Annotated in this window: 20 protein-coding genes; 19 read left to right on the top strand and 1 reads right to left on the bottom strand. The window is 72.0% G+C overall.

Annotated elements, in window-relative coordinates; translation table 11 throughout:
• Positions 1 to 12: 12 nt before the first annotated feature.
• From ruvC to VFW66_02535, 19 genes are all read left to right on the top strand, one after another.
• A complete protein-coding gene (gene ruvC, locus VFW66_02625) occupies positions 13 to 546 on the top strand; it encodes a crossover junction endodeoxyribonuclease RuvC (protein ID HEX5385575.1) in 534 nt (177 codons plus the stop codon).
• Positions 543 to 1,196 carry a Holliday junction branch migration protein RuvA gene (gene ruvA / locus VFW66_02620; protein ID HEX5385574.1) on the top strand — a complete coding sequence of 218 codons (654 nt, stop codon included), beginning with the start codon at positions 543 to 545 and terminating at the stop codon, positions 1,194 to 1,196. Before ruvC ends, ruvA begins: the two co-directional genes overlap by 4 nt.
• 3 nt (positions 1,197 to 1,199) lie before the next feature.
• Positions 1,200 to 1,385, top strand: a complete 186-nt coding sequence (locus VFW66_02615; GenBank protein HEX5385573.1) for a zinc ribbon domain-containing protein — start codon at positions 1,200 to 1,202, stop codon at positions 1,383 to 1,385.
• Positions 1,386 to 1,416: 31 nt separating this feature from the next.
• Positions 1,417 to 2,433, top strand: coding sequence for a Holliday junction branch migration DNA helicase RuvB (gene ruvB, locus VFW66_02610; GenBank protein ID HEX5385572.1), 1,017 nt, complete (start codon positions 1,417 to 1,419; stop codon positions 2,431 to 2,433).
• Positions 2,423 to 3,472, top strand: coding sequence for a tRNA preQ1(34) S-adenosylmethionine ribosyltransferase-isomerase QueA (gene queA / locus VFW66_02605; GenBank protein ID HEX5385571.1), 1,050 nt, complete (start codon positions 2,423 to 2,425; stop codon positions 3,470 to 3,472). Before ruvB ends, queA begins: the two co-directional genes overlap by 11 nt.
• A 7-nt stretch (positions 3,473 to 3,479) precedes the next feature.
• The gene (tgt, locus tag VFW66_02600; GenBank protein HEX5385570.1) at positions 3,480 to 4,619 is read left to right on the top strand and encodes a tRNA guanosine(34) transglycosylase Tgt; all 1,140 of its coding nucleotides are present in this window, start codon (positions 3,480 to 3,482) and stop codon (positions 4,617 to 4,619) included.
• Positions 4,616 to 4,957 (top strand): preprotein translocase subunit YajC, encoded by a 342-nt coding sequence (gene yajC, locus VFW66_02595; protein ID HEX5385569.1) that lies wholly within the window; start codon positions 4,616 to 4,618, stop codon positions 4,955 to 4,957. The genes tgt and yajC overlap by 4 nt, the downstream gene beginning before the upstream one ends.
• Positions 4,954 to 5,490, top strand: a complete 537-nt coding sequence (gene def, locus VFW66_02590) for a peptide deformylase (protein HEX5385568.1) — start codon at positions 4,954 to 4,956, stop codon at positions 5,488 to 5,490. Before yajC ends, def begins: the two co-directional genes overlap by 4 nt.
• Positions 5,490 to 6,416: a methionyl-tRNA formyltransferase gene (gene fmt / locus VFW66_02585; GenBank protein ID HEX5385567.1), complete on the top strand. Its 927-nt coding sequence runs from the start codon at positions 5,490 to 5,492 to the stop codon at positions 6,414 to 6,416. Before def ends, fmt begins: the two co-directional genes overlap by 1 nt.
• A gap of 71 nt (positions 6,417 to 6,487) precedes the next feature.
• Positions 6,488 to 7,174, top strand: a complete 687-nt coding sequence (locus VFW66_02580) for a thiamine phosphate synthase (protein ID HEX5385566.1) — start codon at positions 6,488 to 6,490, stop codon at positions 7,172 to 7,174.
• A complete protein-coding gene (gene thiS, locus VFW66_02575) occupies positions 7,153 to 7,362 on the top strand; it encodes a sulfur carrier protein ThiS (protein ID HEX5385565.1) in 210 nt (69 codons plus the stop codon). Before VFW66_02580 ends, thiS begins: the two co-directional genes overlap by 22 nt.
• A 3-nt stretch (positions 7,363 to 7,365) precedes the next feature.
• A complete protein-coding gene (locus VFW66_02570; GenBank protein ID HEX5385564.1) occupies positions 7,366 to 8,196 on the top strand; it encodes a thiazole synthase in 831 nt (276 codons plus the stop codon).
• A 35-nt stretch (positions 8,197 to 8,231) separates the two neighbouring features.
• Entirely contained in the window at positions 8,232 to 9,659 is a 1,428-nt protein-coding gene (locus tag VFW66_02565; GenBank protein ID HEX5385563.1) for a transcription antitermination factor NusB, read from the top strand.
• Positions 9,656 to 10,378 carry a PASTA domain-containing protein gene (locus VFW66_02560; GenBank protein HEX5385562.1) on the top strand — a complete coding sequence of 241 codons (723 nt, stop codon included), beginning with the start codon at positions 9,656 to 9,658 and terminating at the stop codon, positions 10,376 to 10,378. Before VFW66_02565 ends, VFW66_02560 begins: the two co-directional genes overlap by 4 nt.
• Complete coding sequence (gene rpe, locus VFW66_02555; GenBank protein ID HEX5385561.1) at positions 10,375 to 11,082, top strand: ribulose-phosphate 3-epimerase; 708 nt, start codon at positions 10,375 to 10,377, stop codon at positions 11,080 to 11,082. Before VFW66_02560 ends, rpe begins: the two co-directional genes overlap by 4 nt.
• Positions 11,083 to 11,130: 48 nt before the next feature.
• Positions 11,131 to 11,679 (top strand): TlpA disulfide reductase family protein, encoded by a 549-nt coding sequence (locus VFW66_02550; GenBank protein ID HEX5385560.1) that lies wholly within the window; start codon positions 11,131 to 11,133, stop codon positions 11,677 to 11,679.
• A 1-nt stretch (position 11,680) separates the two neighbouring features.
• Positions 11,681 to 12,637 carry a hypothetical protein gene (locus VFW66_02545; GenBank protein ID HEX5385559.1) on the top strand — a complete coding sequence of 319 codons (957 nt, stop codon included), beginning with the start codon at positions 11,681 to 11,683 and terminating at the stop codon, positions 12,635 to 12,637.
• Positions 12,630 to 13,724, top strand: coding sequence for a tRNA (adenosine(37)-N6)-threonylcarbamoyltransferase complex transferase subunit TsaD (gene tsaD, locus VFW66_02540; GenBank protein HEX5385558.1), 1,095 nt, complete (start codon positions 12,630 to 12,632; stop codon positions 13,722 to 13,724). The genes VFW66_02545 and tsaD overlap by 8 nt, the downstream gene beginning before the upstream one ends.
• Positions 13,721 to 14,629, top strand: coding sequence for a prolipoprotein diacylglyceryl transferase (locus VFW66_02535; GenBank protein HEX5385557.1), 909 nt, complete (start codon positions 13,721 to 13,723; stop codon positions 14,627 to 14,629). The genes tsaD and VFW66_02535 overlap by 4 nt, the downstream gene beginning before the upstream one ends.
• 417 nt (positions 14,630 to 15,046) lie before the next feature.
• On the opposite strand, the gene VFW66_02530 is transcribed toward VFW66_02535, so the two are convergent.
• Positions 15,047 to 16,733 (bottom strand): FTR1 family protein (locus VFW66_02530; GenBank protein ID HEX5385556.1); only part of this gene is annotated, 1,687 nt, incomplete at its 5' end.

Genomic DNA, 16,733 nt, shown 5'->3' with positions numbered 1-16,733 from the left:
GCAGCGGGTGACGTGCTGCCGGCTGAAGCGGCCGTGAGGGTGCTCGGCATCGACCCCGGCACCGCGATCCTGGGGTACGGCGTGGTCGAATCCCGACCGAACGTGGCGGCTCGCCTGGTCGAGTGCGGCGTGCTCCGCACCCGCGCGCGCGACCCGCTCCCCGCCCGCTTGCGCCTGGTCCACGACGGCATCGCGGAGCTCATCGACCAGCACCGGCCCGATACCGTGGCGGTCGAAACCGCGTTCTTCGCGAAGAACGCGCGCACCACGATGGTGATGAGCCACGCGCGCGGCGTCATTCTGCTCGCCGTCGAGGAAGCGGGGCTGCCAGTCGCCGAGTATTCGCCGGCCGTGGTGAAAAAGACGGTGGTGGGACGCGGCGCCGCGCGCAAGCCGCAGGTGGGGTACATGGTGGCGCAACTGCTTCGGCTCGCCCGCCCGCCCGCGCCGGCAGATGCTGCAGACGGCGTGGCGATCGCGCTCACGCATCTGCTCCTCGCCACGCGCGGGCAGCGCACCGGCGCGAAGGCGCCCGCGACGCCGTGATCGCGTACCTGAGCGGCGTGCTCGCCCAGCGCGAGGGCGAAATGCTCGTCGTCATCACCGACGGCGGCGTGGGCTACGCCGTCACGGTGCCGCTTCGCGTGGCCGAGCGGCTGCCCGCGGCCGGGGAGCGGGTGAGCCTCCATACCGAGCTCGTCGTGCGCGAGGATGCGTGGGCGCTCTATGGCTTCGATCGGCCGGGCGACCGCATCATCTTCCAGCGCCTGCTCGGCGCCAGCGGTTTCGGACCTCGGCTCGCGCTCGCGCTGCTTTCGGCGCTGGGCCCCGAACGCACGGTGCGCAGCATCCGCGAGCGGGACATCGCCGCGCTCGGCACGGTGCCGGGGATCGGGCGCAAGAAGGCCGAACGGCTGGTGCTCGAGCTGCACGACCGCTTTGCCGACATCCCGGTCGAATCGGCGCCCATCCCGTCGGGCGCGGATCAGGCGGTGCGCGCGCTCACCGGCCTGGGCTACGCACCCGCCGCAGCCGACGAGGCGGTGCGCAGCGCGCTCGCCGAGGGCGCCGGAGCCGAGGGCGCCGGAGCCGCGGGCGCCGGAGCCGAGGGCGCCGATGGGCCGAGCGGCGATGAAACCGCCGCTGTCGTCCGGCGGGCACTCCAATATCTTGCCGCCGCGCGAGCGGGGAGGTAGCCGGTGATGACCGTGCCCGCGGAGACGGCCGAGTGGAACTGTACCCGCTGCGGCACGACCAACCGGAAGCTGGTGCCCGCCGGTACCAGCCGCACGACCGACCGCTGCGAACACTGCGGCGCGCGGCACGTCCTCATGCGCGGCGACCGGCCGGTCCGATGGACGGCGCGCACTCCCGACAAGGCCTGACCGGGCCCCAATGCCTGATGCCATGACCCGCATGACCGTAACGACCCCCGAAATCTTGCCCGACGAGCCGTCGGCGGACGCGGCACTGCGCCCGTCCCGACTCGACGAGTTCGTCGGCCAGGCGCAGGTGAAGCAGTCGCTCCAGATCGCCATCGATGCGGCGAGGCAGCGGGGCGACACGCTCGACCACATCCTCTTCTTCGGGCCGCCGGGCCTGGGCAAGACCACGCTCGCGATGCTCATGGCCCGCGAGATGGGCGTGCAGCTCCGCACCAGCTCCGGCCCGGTGCTCGAAAAGCCGGGCGACCTGGTCGGCCTGCTCACCTCGCTCGGGCCCGGCGACATGCTCTTCATCGACGAGATTCACCGGATGAAGCCCGCGCTCGAGGAATTCCTCTATCCCGCGATGGAGGACTACCGGGTGGACGTGCGGATTTCCGAGGGACCGAACGCGCAGACGATCCCGATGCGGCTCGAGCGCTTCACCCTGATCGGCGCGACCACGCGCTTTGGCCTCATGACGCCCCCGATGCGCGCCCGTTTCGGCATCGTCGAGCGGCTCGGCTTTTATCCGGTCGCGGATCTGGAGGCCATCGTCAACCGTTCGGCCGGTGTGCTCGGGGTGCCGATCGAAGCGGAGGGCGCGCACGAGATCGCGCGCCGGAGCCGCGGCACGCCGAGGGTCGCCAATCGGCTGCTGCGCCGGGTGCGCGACTACGCCCAGGTCCGCGCCGGCGGCGTGGTGACGCGCGATGTCGCCGCGGATGCGCTCGCCCGGCTCAACGTCGATGAGTTCGGCCTCGACGACATGGACGCGCGCATCCTGCTCACCATCATCGAAAAATTCGGGGGCGGGCCGGTGGGGCTCGGGACGATCGCCGTTGCCGTGGGGGAGGATCCGGGCACGCTCGAGGAAGTGTATGAGCCGTATCTGATTCAGCAGGGTTTCCTGGAGCGGACGCCGCGCGGACGCTCGGCCACCGCACTCGCGTTCCAGCGATTCGGCATGACCCCGCCGCGGGGGCAAGCGGGGCTCTTTGACCGCTGAGCAGGGCGGATACCGCCTGGCCGACTTCGACTACGAGCTGCCGGCCGACCTCATCGCGCAGACCCCGCTCGCCGAGCGCACCGCGAGCCGACTCCTCGTGGTGCGCCGGAGCGGCGAGCAGCCGCTCTCGGACCTCGTCTTTGCCGATCTACTGAGCCTCATTCCCGCCGGCGATCTGCTGGTCATCAATACGACACGCGTGCGTCCCGCGCGGCTCATCGGCACGCGCGCGTCCGGCCGCCCCGCCGAGATCCTGCTCATCCGTCCCGCCGCCGACGGCGAGACCTGGGTGGCGCTCGGCCGGCCGGGCAGCGCGCTTGCACCGGGCCGGCGCGTGGAGCTCGGCGACGGCGTGTCGCTCGAGACCGTGGAGGTGCTCGCCGATGGACATCGCCGGGTGCGCGTGGTTGGTGCCACGCCCGAGGACGCGATGCGCCGATTCGGACGGGTGCCGCTCCCGCCGTACATCGACCGCGAGCCCACGCCGGACGACGCCGCGCGCTATCAGACCGTGTACGCCAAGCGCGAGGGGAGCGTGGCGGCCCCGACAGCCGGGCTTCACTTCACCAACGAGCTGCTCGACGCGCTCTCGGCCAAGGGGGTCGTGATCGCGGGACTGGAGCTCGAGGTCGGGTCGGGCACGTTCAAGCCGGTCGCGCGCGAGGACATCGAGAGCCACCCGATGCACGCGGAGCGCTACGTCATCCCCGACCGCCTCGCCGCGCTCGCCAACGAGCTTCGCCGACTCGGCGGTCGCGTCTGGGCGGTGGGGACGACCGTGGTGCGCGCCCTCGAGAGCGCCACCGACGAACGCGGCGCGGTTCGCGCGGGCGCGGCCGAGACCTCGCTGCTCATTCTGCCGGGCTACCAGTTCCGCGCGGTCGATCGGCTCATCACGAATTTTCACCTGCCCCGCTCGACGCTGCTCATGCTCGCGGGCGCGTTCGCCGGCGTGGAGACGATGCGCGCCGCGTACCAGCATGCCGTGGAGCAGCGCTACCGCTTCTACTCCTACGGCGACGCGATGGTCATCATCTGAGCCGCGGGTGACGTTCGAGTTTCGCGTCGCCGCCACCGCGGGCGCGGCCCGGGCCGGCACGCTCACGCTCCCGCACGGCGAGGTGCGCACCCCGGCGTTCATGCCGGTCGGCACCCACGGCGTGGTGCGCGGGCTCGACCCGCGCGACGTGCGGCGCGCCGGTGCCGAGATCGTGCTCGCGAACACCTATCACCTGCACCTCCGCCCCGGCGAAGACGTGGTCCGTGCAATGGGGGGGCTCCATGCCTTCACCACCTGGGACCGTCCGATGCTCACCGACTCGGGCGGGTTCCAGGTGTTTTCGCTCGAGGGACTGCGCCGGATTTCCGAGGAGGGCGTCGAATTCACCAGCCACGTGGACGGCTCCGTCCGCACGCTCACGCCCGAGCGCGCGATGGAGATCCAATGGGCGCTGGGCGCCGACATCGCCATGGCCTTCGACCATGTCGTGGCGGGCGAGGCGCCCTACGACCTCGCGCGCGAAGGCATGGAGCGGACGGAGCGTTGGTTGGAGAGGTGTAAGGCACGGCACCGGGAGCTGCAGGAGGATGGGGCTACCGCCCAAGCGCTGTGGCCCATTATCCAGGGCGGGTGCCACCTCGACCTCCGCCGTGAATCGCTCGACGGCGTGCTCGCGCGCGGACCGTGGAGCGGCATCGCGATCGGCGGACTCTCGGTGGGGGAGTCGAAAGCGGTGATGCACGCGGTACTCGAAGCACTCGAGCCCGGGCTGCCGCGCGATTGCCCGCGTTATCTTATGGGCGTGGGCTTCCCGGCGGATCTGCTGGAAGGAATTGCCCGCGGTGTCGATCTGTTCGACTGCGTGGCCGCCACCCGGAACGGACGCCACGGCACCGCCTGGCTGCCGACCGGACGGGTGAACGTGAAGGGCGCGCGGCTCAAGGGCTCGCGCGAGCCGCTCGACGCCGAGTGCGATTGCGAGACCTGCACGACTTTTTCGCGCGGCTACCTCCGCCACCTCTTCATGGTGGAGGACATGCTGGCGCTCCGGCTGGTCTCGATCCACAATATCCGGTTCCTGATCCGGCTGGGCGAGCAGGCGCGGGCGCACATCCTGGACGGGAGCTTCGACCGCTGGCACCGTGCCTGGCTCGACCGATACCGCCACTCGCGAGGAGACCCGTGATCCCATCGCTCGCCGCACCGCTCCCCGCGCTCATGGCGCCCGCCCAGAACGGCGCATCCGGTGGCTTCTCGATTCTGCTCCTGCAGATCGTGGCGATCGGTGCCGTCTTCTACTTCCTCATCATCCGGCCGCAGGGTCAGGCCCGGAAGCGCCACGAGGCGCTGCTCGCCGAGCTCAAGAAGGGCGACGAGGTCACCACGAGCGGCGGCATCATCGGCACGGTGCGCAACCTCAAGGACGACCGCGTGACGATCGACTCCGGGACCGCCACCATCGTGGTGGAGCGCGCCCGCATCGTGCGCGTCGGCCAGAGCGCCGTGCAGGAGCCGCGCAAGTGAGCCTGCTCCCGCTCCACCTCCTCGGCTCTCCGGTGCTTCGGCAGCGGAGCGCCGAGGTTTCGGCCGTGGACGACGCGGTCCGCCGCCTGGTGGACGACATGTTCGAGACCATGGACGCCGCGCGCGGCGTGGGCCTCGCCGCCAACCAGGTGGGCGCGGGGCAGCGGGTGGCCGTGATCGACGCCGAAGGGCAGCGCTTCGCGATGGTCAATCCGGTGATCGTCGAAGCATCCGGCCGCGCCACGGACGAGGAAGGGTGCCTCTCGATTCCCGAGATCTTCGGCGATGTGACCCGGCCCGAGCGCATCGTGCTGGAGGCGCTTGGCCGCGAGGGCGAGCCGTTCCGGCTCGAGGCCGCAGGGCTCGCCGCCCGCGCCATCCAGCACGAGATCGATCACCTCGATGGCATTCTCTTCATCGACCACCTGAGCCTGGCCAGGCGGCAGTCGCTGCTCGCCCGCTGGCGCCGGGAGCACAAGGACGACACCAGCTTTACCAAGGACGTGCAGCCGGCCACCAGCCGGTCGGAGTGATGCGCGTCGTTTTCTTCGGCACACCGGCGTTTGCGGTGCCTTCCCTGCGCGCGCTGCTGCGCAATTCCGTCGACGTTGCCGCCGCTGTCACCCAGCCGGACCGGCCGCGGGGTCGCTCCCGCTCGACCCTCGCGCCACCGCCCGTCAAGCTCGCGGCCTTGGGCGCCGGTGTGCCCGTGCTGCAGCCGGAACGCCCCGTCGGCGACCTCTTTGCCGCCAACCTGCGCCACCTCCGACCCGACCTCGGCGTCGTGGTGGCGTACGGGCACATTCTGCGCCCCGAGATTCTGAGCATTCCGAGCTACGGCATGATCAACGTGCATGCGTCGCTCCTGCCGCGCTGGCGCGGCGCTGCGCCGATTCCCGCCGCGATCCTCGCCGGCGATAGCGAGACCGGCGTCTCGATCATGCGGATGGAGGCTGGACTCGACAGCGGGCCGGTGCTCCTGCGCGCCGCCACGCCGATCGCGCCCGACGAAACCGCCGGTGATCTCGCGGACCGGCTCGCGGCATTGGGTGCCACGGCGCTCGCGGACGTGGCTTCGCATCTCGCCCGGGGGGCGCGCGTCGACGCCGCACCGCAGGACGAACGCCTCGCCACATTTGCGCCGAAGGTCGGCCGGGAGGATGCCAGGCTCGAATTCGCCGCGGGCGCCAACGCCGCGGCGCGCCGGATCCGGGCCTTCGACCCGGTGCCCGGCGCCTGGGCGCTGCTCAACGAGGCGCCGGTCAAGTTCTTCGGCGGCCGCGCAGCCGCCGGCCAGGGCGAGCCGGGGACGGTGCTCGGCGTCGGACCGGCGCTTCTCATCGCCTGCGGCGGCGATGCGCTCGAGGTGCACGAGGTGCAGCCGGCCGGTCGCGCGCGCATGTCCGTCGAGGCGTGGGTTCGCGGCCGTGGGATTGCAGCGGGCGATCGGTTCGCGTGAGCCGACGGGACCGCGTCACCCCCGTGTCGTTCACCGCACCAACAGATCGAGCCGAAGCCGCGCCCCCGACGATGCGCCCGCTCCCGCGGGTCCATGCCGTGACCGATGCCGCCGTGCTCGCGCTCGACGACCTCGGCGTCCGCGCCGCCGCGATCGCCGCCGCCGGGCCGGCGGTGGCGCTGCACGCGCGCACTCGCGCGGCGCCGGACCGGGCGGGGGCGGGCGAACCGGCCGCGGGCCACCCGGCGGTGCGAGCGCTCGCGGCCGCCGCAGCCCGATTCGTCACGCTCGCGCGGCCCGCCGAGGCCGCGGTGTTCGTGAGCGGCCGGGCCGACCTCGCGGCCGCAGTCGGCGCGCAAGGCGTGCAACTCGCCTCGGCTGACCTCGCCCCCGCCGATGCGCGGCGCATTCTTCCACGCGGCTGGATCGGCCGCTCCGTCCATTCGCTCGCCGAGGCGATTGCCGCGCGCGACGAGGGGGCTGACTTCCTCCTGGCCGGCCCCGTGTACGAGACGGCGTCGCATCCGGGCCGTCCCGCCGCCGGCCTCGCGCTCATCCGCGAATGTGCGGCGCTCGGCCTCCCGGTGATCGCGATCGGTGGCATTACCGCCGAGCGCGCCGCGGAGGCTCGCGACGCGGGCGCCTTCGGGGTGGCCGCGATCCGCGCACTATGGCTCGCGCCCGACCCGGCAGCGGCAACGCTCGACTTGCTGAACCCGTGGTTATCTTTTCCCCCATGCCCGATCTCGATATCGTGATCAACGGCGAGCCGCGGCGCATTCCCGGCCCCGCAACGCTCGGCGATCTCTTGCGTCACCTCGATCTCGACCCGCGGGCCGTCGTCGTGGAGCACAACCGCCGCATCGTGCGACGCCCGCTTCTGGCCGAGACGCCGGTGGCCGCGGGAGATGCGGTGGAGCTGGTGCACTTCGTCGGAGGAGGGTAACCCGTGACCGACACCGTGCACACCGAGACCGGGCGCGATCCCGGAACGCTCTCCGCCGCGCTCGCCGCCCCTCTCGTGATCGGCGGACGCGCGTTCGCCTCCCGCCTGCTCATCGGCACCGGGAAGTACCGGTCGAACGATGTGATGGTGCGCGCCATCGAGGCGTCGGGCGCCGAGGTCGTCACCGTCGCCGTGCGGCGGGTGGACCTCGACCGGCGCAAGGAAGAAGGCATCCTCCATCACCTGGGCGCCGACCGCTATTTCCTGCTCGCCAACACCGCGGGGTGCTACACGGCCGACGACGCCGTGCGCTACGCGCGCCTCGCGCGCGAGGCCGGGTTCAACGACTTCGTCAAGCTCGAGGTGATCGGCGACCGCGAGACGCTGCTGCCTGACGTCGAAGGGCTGCTCGCCGCCGCGCGCGAGCTGGTGCGCGACGGCTTCACCGTCCTCGCCTACAGCAACGACGATCTGATCACCGCGCTCAGGCTGGAAGAGATCGGCTGCGCCGCCGTCATGCCGCTCGCCTCGCCCATCGGGAGCGGGCTCGGTCTCCTCAATCCGTACGGCATCCGCGCCATCAAGCGCAGACTCTCCGTGCCGGTGATCGTGGACGCCGGCGTCGGCACCGCCTCCGACGCCTGCCTCACGATGGAGCAAGGGGTCGACGGCATCCTGATGAACACGGCGATCGCAGAATCGCGAGATCCGGTCATGATGGCCGGGGCGATGCGGCAGGCCGTCGAGGCAGGGCGCGCCGCCTACCTCGCGGGACGCATGCCGCGGCGCGAGATCGCCGTGCCGTCAAGCCCAGAGCGCGGGATGCTCGAGTGAGCGGGTGCCGCCCTCGCCGCGGGTGATCGTGGGCGATGGCGGCTGAGCCGGGCGTGCCTGCGGGCGCGCGGAGGGGCCGCGCGCCCGGCGGCGGCCCGGCGCTTCCCACCGGCGTTGCGCCGCGGCGTGCGGCCCAGCGGATCCTGGAGGAGGTCCACGCGGGTCGCCCGTTCGATGCCGCGCTGGACGACGCGGTGCGCCGGCTCGGTGAAGCCGACCGGCGCCTGGCCCATGAGCTGGCGGCAGGCGTCCTCCGAAACCATAGCGTGCTCGACCGGCGGCTCCGCCCGCTGGTGACCCGCGGCTGGCGCGATGTCGCGGAGCCGCTCCGCGCCATCCTGCGCCTCGGCGCGTACCAGCTCACCGCGCTCGACCGCGTGCCGCCCCACGCCGCCGTGTCCACCAGCGTGGCGCTTGCGCGCGAAACCGGCGGCGAGCGCGCGGCCGGATTCGTGAACGCCGTGCTCCGCCGGCTCGGGCGGGAACGCTCTGCAATCGAGCGGCCCGCGGGAATCGCCAGCGCGGCTCGCGCGAATGGGCGCACCCGGAACGGGGCGCGCGGTGACATCGACGGTGCCGGCGCACGCGCTCTGGCGGAGCGCTACTCGCATCCGGAATGGCTGGTGCGGCGATGGCTCGGCCGGTACGGCGCGGAGGACGCCGAGCGACTCCTCGAGTGGAACAACACGAGACCCCGGCTCGTGGTGCAGCCGGCGCGACAATCGGCCGCCGCGCTCACCGCCGCGTTCGCCGCCGCGCGAGTGCCCGCGGAGCCCGCCCCCTACGGCGCGGGCCTCGCGGTGGCGCGCGGCCGACCCGAGCGGCTACCGGGATATGAACGCGGCGAATTCGTGGTGCAGGACCCCGCGCAGTCGCTCGTGGTCTGGTTCGCCGACGTGCCGCCGGGCACCGTCGCCTACGACGCCTGCGCCGCACCTGGCGGCAAGACAATCGGGCTCGCGCGAACCGGCGTCCGCGTCGTCGCCGGCGACGCGACGCGCGCGCGGCTCGGACGTCTGTGCGACAACATCGCCCGCGCCGGGAGCGGGCGGGAGCACGTCATCGCCGCCGACGCGCTGCACCCGCCGGTCCGCCCGCTCGATGCGGTGCTGGTGGACGCGCCCTGCCTCGGCACCGGCGCCTTTGCGCGGCACCCCGACGCGCGAGGGCGGGTCGAGCCGGAGGCGCTCGCGGCGCTGGCCCGGCGGCAAGCCGAGCTGCTCGAGGCGGCGTCCGGCGTCATCCGGCCCGGCGGACTTCTGGTCTATGCCACCTGCTCGCTCGAGCCCGAGGAGGACGAGCAGCAGATCGATCGCTTTCTCGATCGGCACCCCGAATTCCGCCGGGAGCCGGCCGACGATTTTCCCCCGAGCCTGCTCACCCGGAAGGGAGACCTGATGACGTTGCCTCAGCGGGACCACATGGACGGCGCCTACGCCGCCCGCCTGCGGCGCGTGGCATGAGGGTCCGGCGCCATTCCGGCCGCCCGAGCGGTGGCGGCCATGCCGACCGGACACCGCCAGATACACCGCACAAAGCATCCGGCGGCGGCGGAAGGTACGCGCACGTCCCCGACCTCTCTCCGGGCGGCCGCCGCTGGCTGCTCGACTTCGCGATCCTCGTCGCCGTGTTCGGCATCGGCTATCTCGGCACCTCGGTGTGGATGTCGCCGGCATCGATCATCGGCGCCGATCACGCCGTCCCGCGGGTGCTCGAGCTCACCGGCGGCGAGGCCCAGCGGCGGCTCGCCGCGCTCGGGTTCCGGGCGAAGTTCGACGAGAGCCGCGAGGATCTCTCGATTCCGCGCGGCTCGATCGTGTGGCAGGACCCGCCGCCCGGCGTCGTGCTGCCGGAGAACAGCGTCGTGTGGCTCGCGCCGAGCGCAGGCGTGCCGCAGGTGCCGGTGCCGGACGTGGTCGGGCTTGCGCGACCGCAGGCGGAAAAGATCATCGTGGCGGCCGGGCTCAAGATCGGCGACGTGGATACGATCGCCGCCGACCCCGAGCCCAATGTCGTGGTGGCGACGCGGCCCTCCGCCGGCCAGGGTCGCGATCCGGGAAGCCCCATCGAGCTCGTGGTGAGCGGGCGCCCGGTCGTGGGCAGCGGTCCCCCGCCACCTGCTCCACGCAGCGTTCCGCTCGCCGCCCGGCCGCAACCGGCGCAACGGCAGCCGCCGCCATGACCGTCGCGCGGGTAAACCGGACGCCCGTCCGCATCTCGCCGAGCGTGCTGAGCGCCGATCTGGAGCGGCTGCGCGAGGAGGTGTCGACCGCCGTCGCGGGCGGCGCCGACCTGATCCACGTCGATGTGATGGACGGAAGCTTCGTCCCCAACCTCACCTTTGGCGCGCCGATGATCCGCGCGCTCCGGCGCATCACCGACCGGCCGCTCGACGTGCATCTGATGGTGCGCCGCCCCGAGCACTACATCGCGGAATACGCCGACGCGGGCGCGAGCATCTTCACCCTGCACGTCGAAGCGACGGTGCACGTGCAGCGCCACCTGGCCGAGGTCCGCGAGCGGGGCATGCTGGCCGGCGTCGCGCTCAACCCTTCGACGCCGCTCGTCGCCATCGAGGAGATCCTCGACGACGCCGATCTCGTCCTCCTCATGTCGGTGAACCCGGGCTACGGCGGCCAGTCTTATATTCCGCACGCGACCGACAAGATCCGCCGCTGCCGGGCGCTGCTCGACGCGCGCGGCGCCCGCGCCGCGCTCGAGGTGGACGGCGGGATCACGCCCGACACGATCGGGGAGGCGTGGCTCGCGGGCGCCGATACGTTCGTCGCGGGCACCGCGGTCTTCGGCGAGCCGGGCGGGGGGCGCGACGTCGATCCGGCCCAGGCGGTGCGGCTCCTGAGGAGCCGGTGCGCGGTACGCGTCTGAGAACAGGTCCGTGCACGGGGTGCGAGCAGGACGCAGGGGAAACGAGCGATGACCGTAGCAAGACAATGGACGCTGGTGGCGATCATCCTGGCGGGGCTCGCGCTCGGCGCGGCGGCGCTGGTCAAGTTCAGCCCCGAGCAGGTGGGGGCCGCGGTCGGCGACCACGCGCCCGACTTCCGGGTGGTCAACATCGCGACCGGCGACACGGTGGCCCTTCACGACCGCTACCACGGCGCGGTGACGCTGGTCAACATCTGGGCCACCTGGTGCGTGCCCTGCAAGGTCGAGATGCCGTCGATGGAAAAGCTGTATCGCGACCTCGGCCCCCGCGGGCTCAAGATCGCCGCCGTGAGCATCGATGAGGGAGACCCGACCGACGTGCGCAACTTCGCCGCGCAGCTCGGCCTCAGCTTCGACATCCTGCAGGACCGCACGACCGGGATCCAGCAGGCGTATCAGACCACCGGCGTTCCCGAAAGCTTTCTGCTCAATCGCGACGGCGTGATCGTGAAGCGGGTGATCGGCGCGCACGACTGGAACTCCGACGTGAACCGCGGCCTCGTCGAGCGGCTGCTCGCCGAGCGAGGCGGGCGCTGAGGTGTCGCTCCGCTCGGCGCTCCTCGCCGACTGGCCGCTCAAGCTTACGTCGCTGGTGCTGTCGGTCATGCTCTGGCTCGCCGCGTCGGGCGAGGAGCCGGCCAGCGGACTCCTCTCCGTCGAGGTGCGGGTGCATCCGCCGCCGGGGCGGACGATCGTGCACCCGCCCGACCCGCTCCGCGCCACCGTCGTGGGCCCCCGGCGCGACCTCCTCAAACTTTCGGGCGGCCCGCTGCTGCTCACCCGCATCCTGCCCGACACCCTGACGGCCGACAGCGTGCAGCTCGAGTTCGCGCCGCTCGATCTCATTCTGCCACACGGCGTGAGCGCGCGGGTGCAGGACATCGAGCCGCACCGGGAAACGGTGGAGCTGGATCCGGTGGCGCAGCGCATGGTGACGGTGCACCCGGTGGTCCGGCTCGCGGCGGACTCGGGCTACGAGCTCGAAGGCGGCGTAAGCGTCGTGCCGGGCGAAGTTCGGATCGCCGGCTCCCAGGACGCGGTCGCGCGCATCGACTCGGTCGTGACGCTTCCGCTCACCCCGGCCCGCGCCGGCGGGTTCACCGAGACGCGGGTTGCGATCGATACCGGAACGCTCGGCGGCATCCGGGTCTTCCCATCACGCGTCACGGTGAGCCTCACCGTACACGCGACCGGCACCCGCGCGCTCTGGCCGGTGCCGGTGCAGCTCGCGAGCGCCACGGCCGACGCCTGGCAGCTCGACCGGGATCTCGTCGTGGTGCGGGTGCACGGTCCCCGCGGGCGGCTCGGCGCGCTCACGCCCGACAGCGTCGTGGTCACCGTGGAGCAGCCGGCCACAGGTCTCGTGCCCGGACGCGCCGCGCTCCGCGTGGTGGCGCCCGCGGGCCTCACCGGCACGGCGGCGCCGGAGAGCGTCACCGTCGCCCCGCGCCGGGAGGGTCCTCGCGGTGAGCAAGGTCGAGCCGAGCATGGTTGAGCGCATCCTCGCCATCGAGACCTCGTGCGACGAGACCTCGGCCGCCGTGCTGATCGAGCGCGAGCCGGGCGGAGGCCCGGCCGCGCGCGAGCTCGCCGGGCTCGTCATTCTCTCGCAGGATATCCACCGCGTGTTCGGCGGCGTGGTACCCGAGCTCGCGAGCAGAGCCCACGTGAAGACGATCGGGTCGGTGGTCGACCGCGCGCTCAGCGATGCGGGCATCGGACTCGGGCAGGTGGACGGGATTGCGGTGACGGCGGGGCCCGGGCTGGTCGGTGCCCTGCTCGTGGGCGTCATGTACGCCAAGGCGCTCGCGCTGAGTCTCGAGCGGCCCTTCATCGGCGTGAACCATCTCGAGGGGCACCTCTTTGCCCCGACGCTCGAAGCGCCAACGGCCGAGCGCCCGTGGCTCGAGCCGCCGTTCGTCGGACTGCTCGTGAGCGGCGGCCACACCATGCTGCTCGACGTGCCGGCATGGGGCGACTACCGGCTCCTGGGCCAGACGCTCGACGATGCGGCCGGCGAAGCCTTCGACAAGGTGGCGACGCTGCTCGGCCTGGGCTATCCGGGAGGCGCGCCGCTCGAGCGGCTCGCGCGCGAAGGCAAGCGGGGGCGCTTCGCGCTGCCGCGCCCGATGCTGCACGAGCTGGCCCACGACGGCCCCCATCGCTACGCCTTCTCGTTCAGCGGGCTCAAGACGGCGGTGCTGCGGGCCGTGCGCGCGAGCGACGACCTCGCGCGCGACCGGGCGGACATCGCGCGCGACTTCCAGGACGCCGCCGCCGACGTGCTCGTGGCCAAGACCGCGCACGCGGTCGAGGCGCTGGGCTACGAGCGCGCGATGGTGGGCGGCGGCGTCGCCTGCAACCGCGTACTGGTGGAGCGGCTCCGGGCGCGGCTCGCGGACACCGCGGCGGTGAGCGTCGCGTCGCCCCGGCTCAATACCGACAACGCCGCCATGATCGCCGCCGCCGGCGCTTGGCGGCTCGCCCGCGGCGAGCGGAGCGGCCCCGACCTGGAGCCGCGCGACGACCTGCCGCTCCCCGGGCTCAGGCTCGCTTCCCCCGCACTCGGAACCACTGCATGACCATCTACCCGCTCGTCTTCCACATCGGCCGGTTCGAGATCACCGGCTACGGGCTCATGATGCTGGTCGCCTTTCTCGCGGCCGGCTGGATCACCTCGCTCGAGCTGCGCCGGCGCGGGCTCCGCGACGAGTACTCGGCGGACATGGTGGCGGCCGCCCTGGTGGGCGGCATCATCGGCGCCAAGGTCTGGTACGCAATCCTCTACCACGACGCGAGCAGCCTCTTCTCGCGCGGCGGACTCGTCTGGTACGGCGGCTTCATCGGCGGCGCGCTCGCGGTGCTGATCAACGGCTGGCGCCTGCGCGTGCCCACGCGCTGGACCATGCAGCTCGCCGCGCCTGCCCTCGCCGCGTCTTACGCCCTCGGGCGCGTCGGCTGCTTCCTGGTGAACGACGACTACGGCCGGCCCACGAGCCTGCCCTGGGCGATGAGATTCCCGGATGGGCGGCCGCCTTCGACCGCCGCCAACCTGCACCAGCTCTTCGGGGTGCCGGTACCCGCCGGCATCGCGCCGGACACCGTCCTCGCCGTGCACCCGACCCAGCTCTACGAAGTCGCGCTCATGCTGATCGCCTTCGCCATTCTTTGGCGCTTGCGAACGAGGGCACACGCGACGGGCTGGCTCTTCGGGCTCTATCTCGTGTTCGCGGGGGCCGAGCGGTTCCTGGTCGAGATCGTGCGGGCAAAGGACGACCGGCTGCTCGGACCGTTCACGTTGGCGCAGCTCACGAGCGTGGTGCTCATCGCGATCGGAGCGGTGCTCCTTACGCGGTGGTGGAGCGGGCCGGAGGTGCCGCCGGGCTCCTATCTGGTGGGCGACAAGGACGGGGAAGCGAACAAGACTTTGGCAGCGGCACAACCTGTTGCGGAGGTGGGAGTTAGGACGCCGGAATCCAAAATGTAGAAGAAGTTGACGCTTTTGCGGCCGGTTGCGGCCCAGCGGTAGGCACCTAACATTACTCGCGAGAACGGCTTACGCCAGTGCACCTCTTGGCACTTCTGTTGCATAAGAATTCGTCAAGCGAGCCTGCTCGGCTCCCGCGGAAGGTGGCAGGTCGAAGAAGGGTGGAGCGGACACATCGGTCCGTCTCCTAAAACTCAGGGGGCGATCTGCCACTCCCCAACGACGAACGGCCCACCGAATTCGGTGGGCCGTTCGTCCTTTTCCGCTCGGCTCAACCTACCGCGCCTGTGCCCGTCTGAGCAGCGAGATCCGGCCCAGATGAGGCCCTCCTGGGCTCGTCGCAACTCGTCGGTGATTCGATCGATCTCGTGCGCCATTCGACCTGCCTCTCCGGCCGCGCGGACCGGCGACCGCCGTTCAGCGATCGGGCGGGAGCGCGTCGGCCCTGATGGTCTCGAGGTAACCGCGCATCCGCTCGACTTCGCCCCGCATTTCGGCAAGGTCGGCCTCCATGCGGCCGAGCGAGCGCTGCAGTTCAAGCATGGCGCCGGACACGGGAACCGGCACCGGCGATGGGGCGGGCGCCGGACCCGAGATCGGGAGCGACGCCGACGCCTTGCGCTCCGGCTCCGGCACCATCACCGCGCTTACCTGAAGCCGGCGCGGCTCGATCACGAAGGTCCACACGAGTGCCACCACGAGTAACGCCAGCAGCACTCCCTGCGCCGCGAGCGATTCGGCGGTCGGATAGATGCCGAGCGCCGGCACCCGCGGCGCCCATGAGAGGACCGTCGTGGCGATGTACCCACCCTCTTGCAGCTCGGCGATGCCGCGGCCGGCGAACACGAACGCCATGTAATAGAGGAATGCGCTCGTCACCGCGAAGAAGGGCTTGAGCGGAAGCCGCACGCCGAAGCGGTTGATGGCGAGGTACACCACCGCCAACACCACCGACCCGGCCGCGATGCCGGCGACCACCGCCGCGCTCGACGAGCCCGAGCCGCCGGCCAGGAACAGCGCCTTGTAGAACAGCACCGTCTCGAACCCCTCGCGATAGACGGCGAGAAATGCCGCCGAGGCGAGCGCCAGCGCGGATCCGCTGGTGAGCGCGTCCTGCACCTTGCCTCGCACGAAATGATTCCACTTGGCCACTTCCATCTTCGAGAGCAGCCAATAGCTCACGTAGAAGAGCACGCCGGTGGCGACCACCATCGTGAGCCCTTCCAGTGCCTCGCGCTTGGCGGGCGAGAGAAGGAAAACCGTCTCCAATGCGAAGGCCGTGAGCAGGCTCGCCACGATGGCGGCGCCCACGCCGATGTGGATGTCGCGCTTCCGGTGGCCGGCGCCGGTGCGCACCAGGAACGTCATGAGCGCGCCGACGACGAGGATCGCCTCGAGCCCTTCGCGCACCAGGATGACGAACGACTGGAAGAAGAGGTTCAGCGGCGACAGCGCCTCGCCCAGCGTGCGCTCGGCGTTCTCCAGCTCGCCTGCCAGGCGCCCGCGGATGGCCGAGAGCTCGGCGGGAGTGGCGCCGCCGGCCGCGCGGGTCCTGAGCGTGGCGAAGCTCTCCTCCAGCGCGCCCGCGAGCGCCGCATTCTTGGTGCGCACGCCCTGCTCCACCTGCTCGAATGTCATGTACGCGTCGAGCGCCGCGGTGCTGGCGGCGGCTCCGTCGCCGCCGTGCGCCAAGGCATACGCGCTGTCGAGCTGCGTTCGCACCGTGGCGAACACCTGCGCGGCGGCCTCGTCGCGCGGGGCCTGGGCGGCCCGCGCGGCGGCCACGTGTGCAAGCGCGGCGCTGTCGAGCGCGGCGCCCTGCGCAGCGGCGCCGACGCCGACATCGCCCAGCGCGATGCTCAGCTCGGCGTCCGACATCTTTGCGGTCGTGGCGAAGGCGCGGAGCGCGGGAGGAACCGCGCCGTGGGGTGGCGGCAGCCGGAGCAGGGTCGCGTACGCGGCGGCGGCCCACCGGTCTTGAGCGGAGAGTCGGGTCTCGAACGCCGGCATCGCGGTGCCCGCGACGCCGATGGCGATGCGGCGATAGAAGTCGAGCGGCGATGCGCCGCTCAGCGCTGCGGCGTCCGTCAGGTTGGCCGGCTTG

Source organism: Gemmatimonadales bacterium (assembly GCA_036279355.1).
In the GTDB taxonomy this organism is placed as follows: Bacteria; Gemmatimonadota; Gemmatimonadetes; order Gemmatimonadales; family GWC2-71-9; genus DASQPE01.
This window is presented reverse-complemented; position numbering and strand designations above follow the sequence as displayed.

What these genes read in the sequence shown, in the direction of transcription:
- ruvB (HEX5385572.1), top strand. Translation starts at nt 1,417, where the DNA reads ATGACCGTAACGACCCCCGAAATCTTGCCCGACGAGCCGTCGGCGGAC.
- fmt (HEX5385567.1), top strand. Translation starts at nt 5,490, where the DNA reads ATGCGCGTCGTTTTCTTCGGCACACCGGCGTTTGCGGTGCCTTCCCTG.
- VFW66_02580 (HEX5385566.1), top strand. Translation starts at nt 6,488, where the DNA reads ATGCGCCCGCTCCCGCGGGTCCATGCCGTGACCGATGCCGCCGTGCTC.
- thiS (HEX5385565.1), top strand. Translation starts at nt 7,153, where the DNA reads ATGCCCGATCTCGATATCGTGATCAACGGCGAGCCGCGGCGCATTCCC.
- VFW66_02565 (HEX5385563.1), top strand. Translation starts at nt 8,232, where the DNA reads ATGGCGGCTGAGCCGGGCGTGCCTGCGGGCGCGCGGAGGGGCCGCGCG.
- VFW66_02560 (HEX5385562.1), top strand. Translation starts at nt 9,656, where the DNA reads ATGAGGGTCCGGCGCCATTCCGGCCGCCCGAGCGGTGGCGGCCATGCC.
- rpe (HEX5385561.1), top strand. Translation starts at nt 10,375, where the DNA reads ATGACCGTCGCGCGGGTAAACCGGACGCCCGTCCGCATCTCGCCGAGC.
- VFW66_02550 (HEX5385560.1), top strand. Translation starts at nt 11,131, where the DNA reads ATGACCGTAGCAAGACAATGGACGCTGGTGGCGATCATCCTGGCGGGG.
- tsaD (HEX5385558.1), top strand. Translation starts at nt 12,630, where the DNA reads ATGGTTGAGCGCATCCTCGCCATCGAGACCTCGTGCGACGAGACCTCG.
- VFW66_02535 (HEX5385557.1), top strand. Translation starts at nt 13,721, where the DNA reads ATGACCATCTACCCGCTCGTCTTCCACATCGGCCGGTTCGAGATCACC.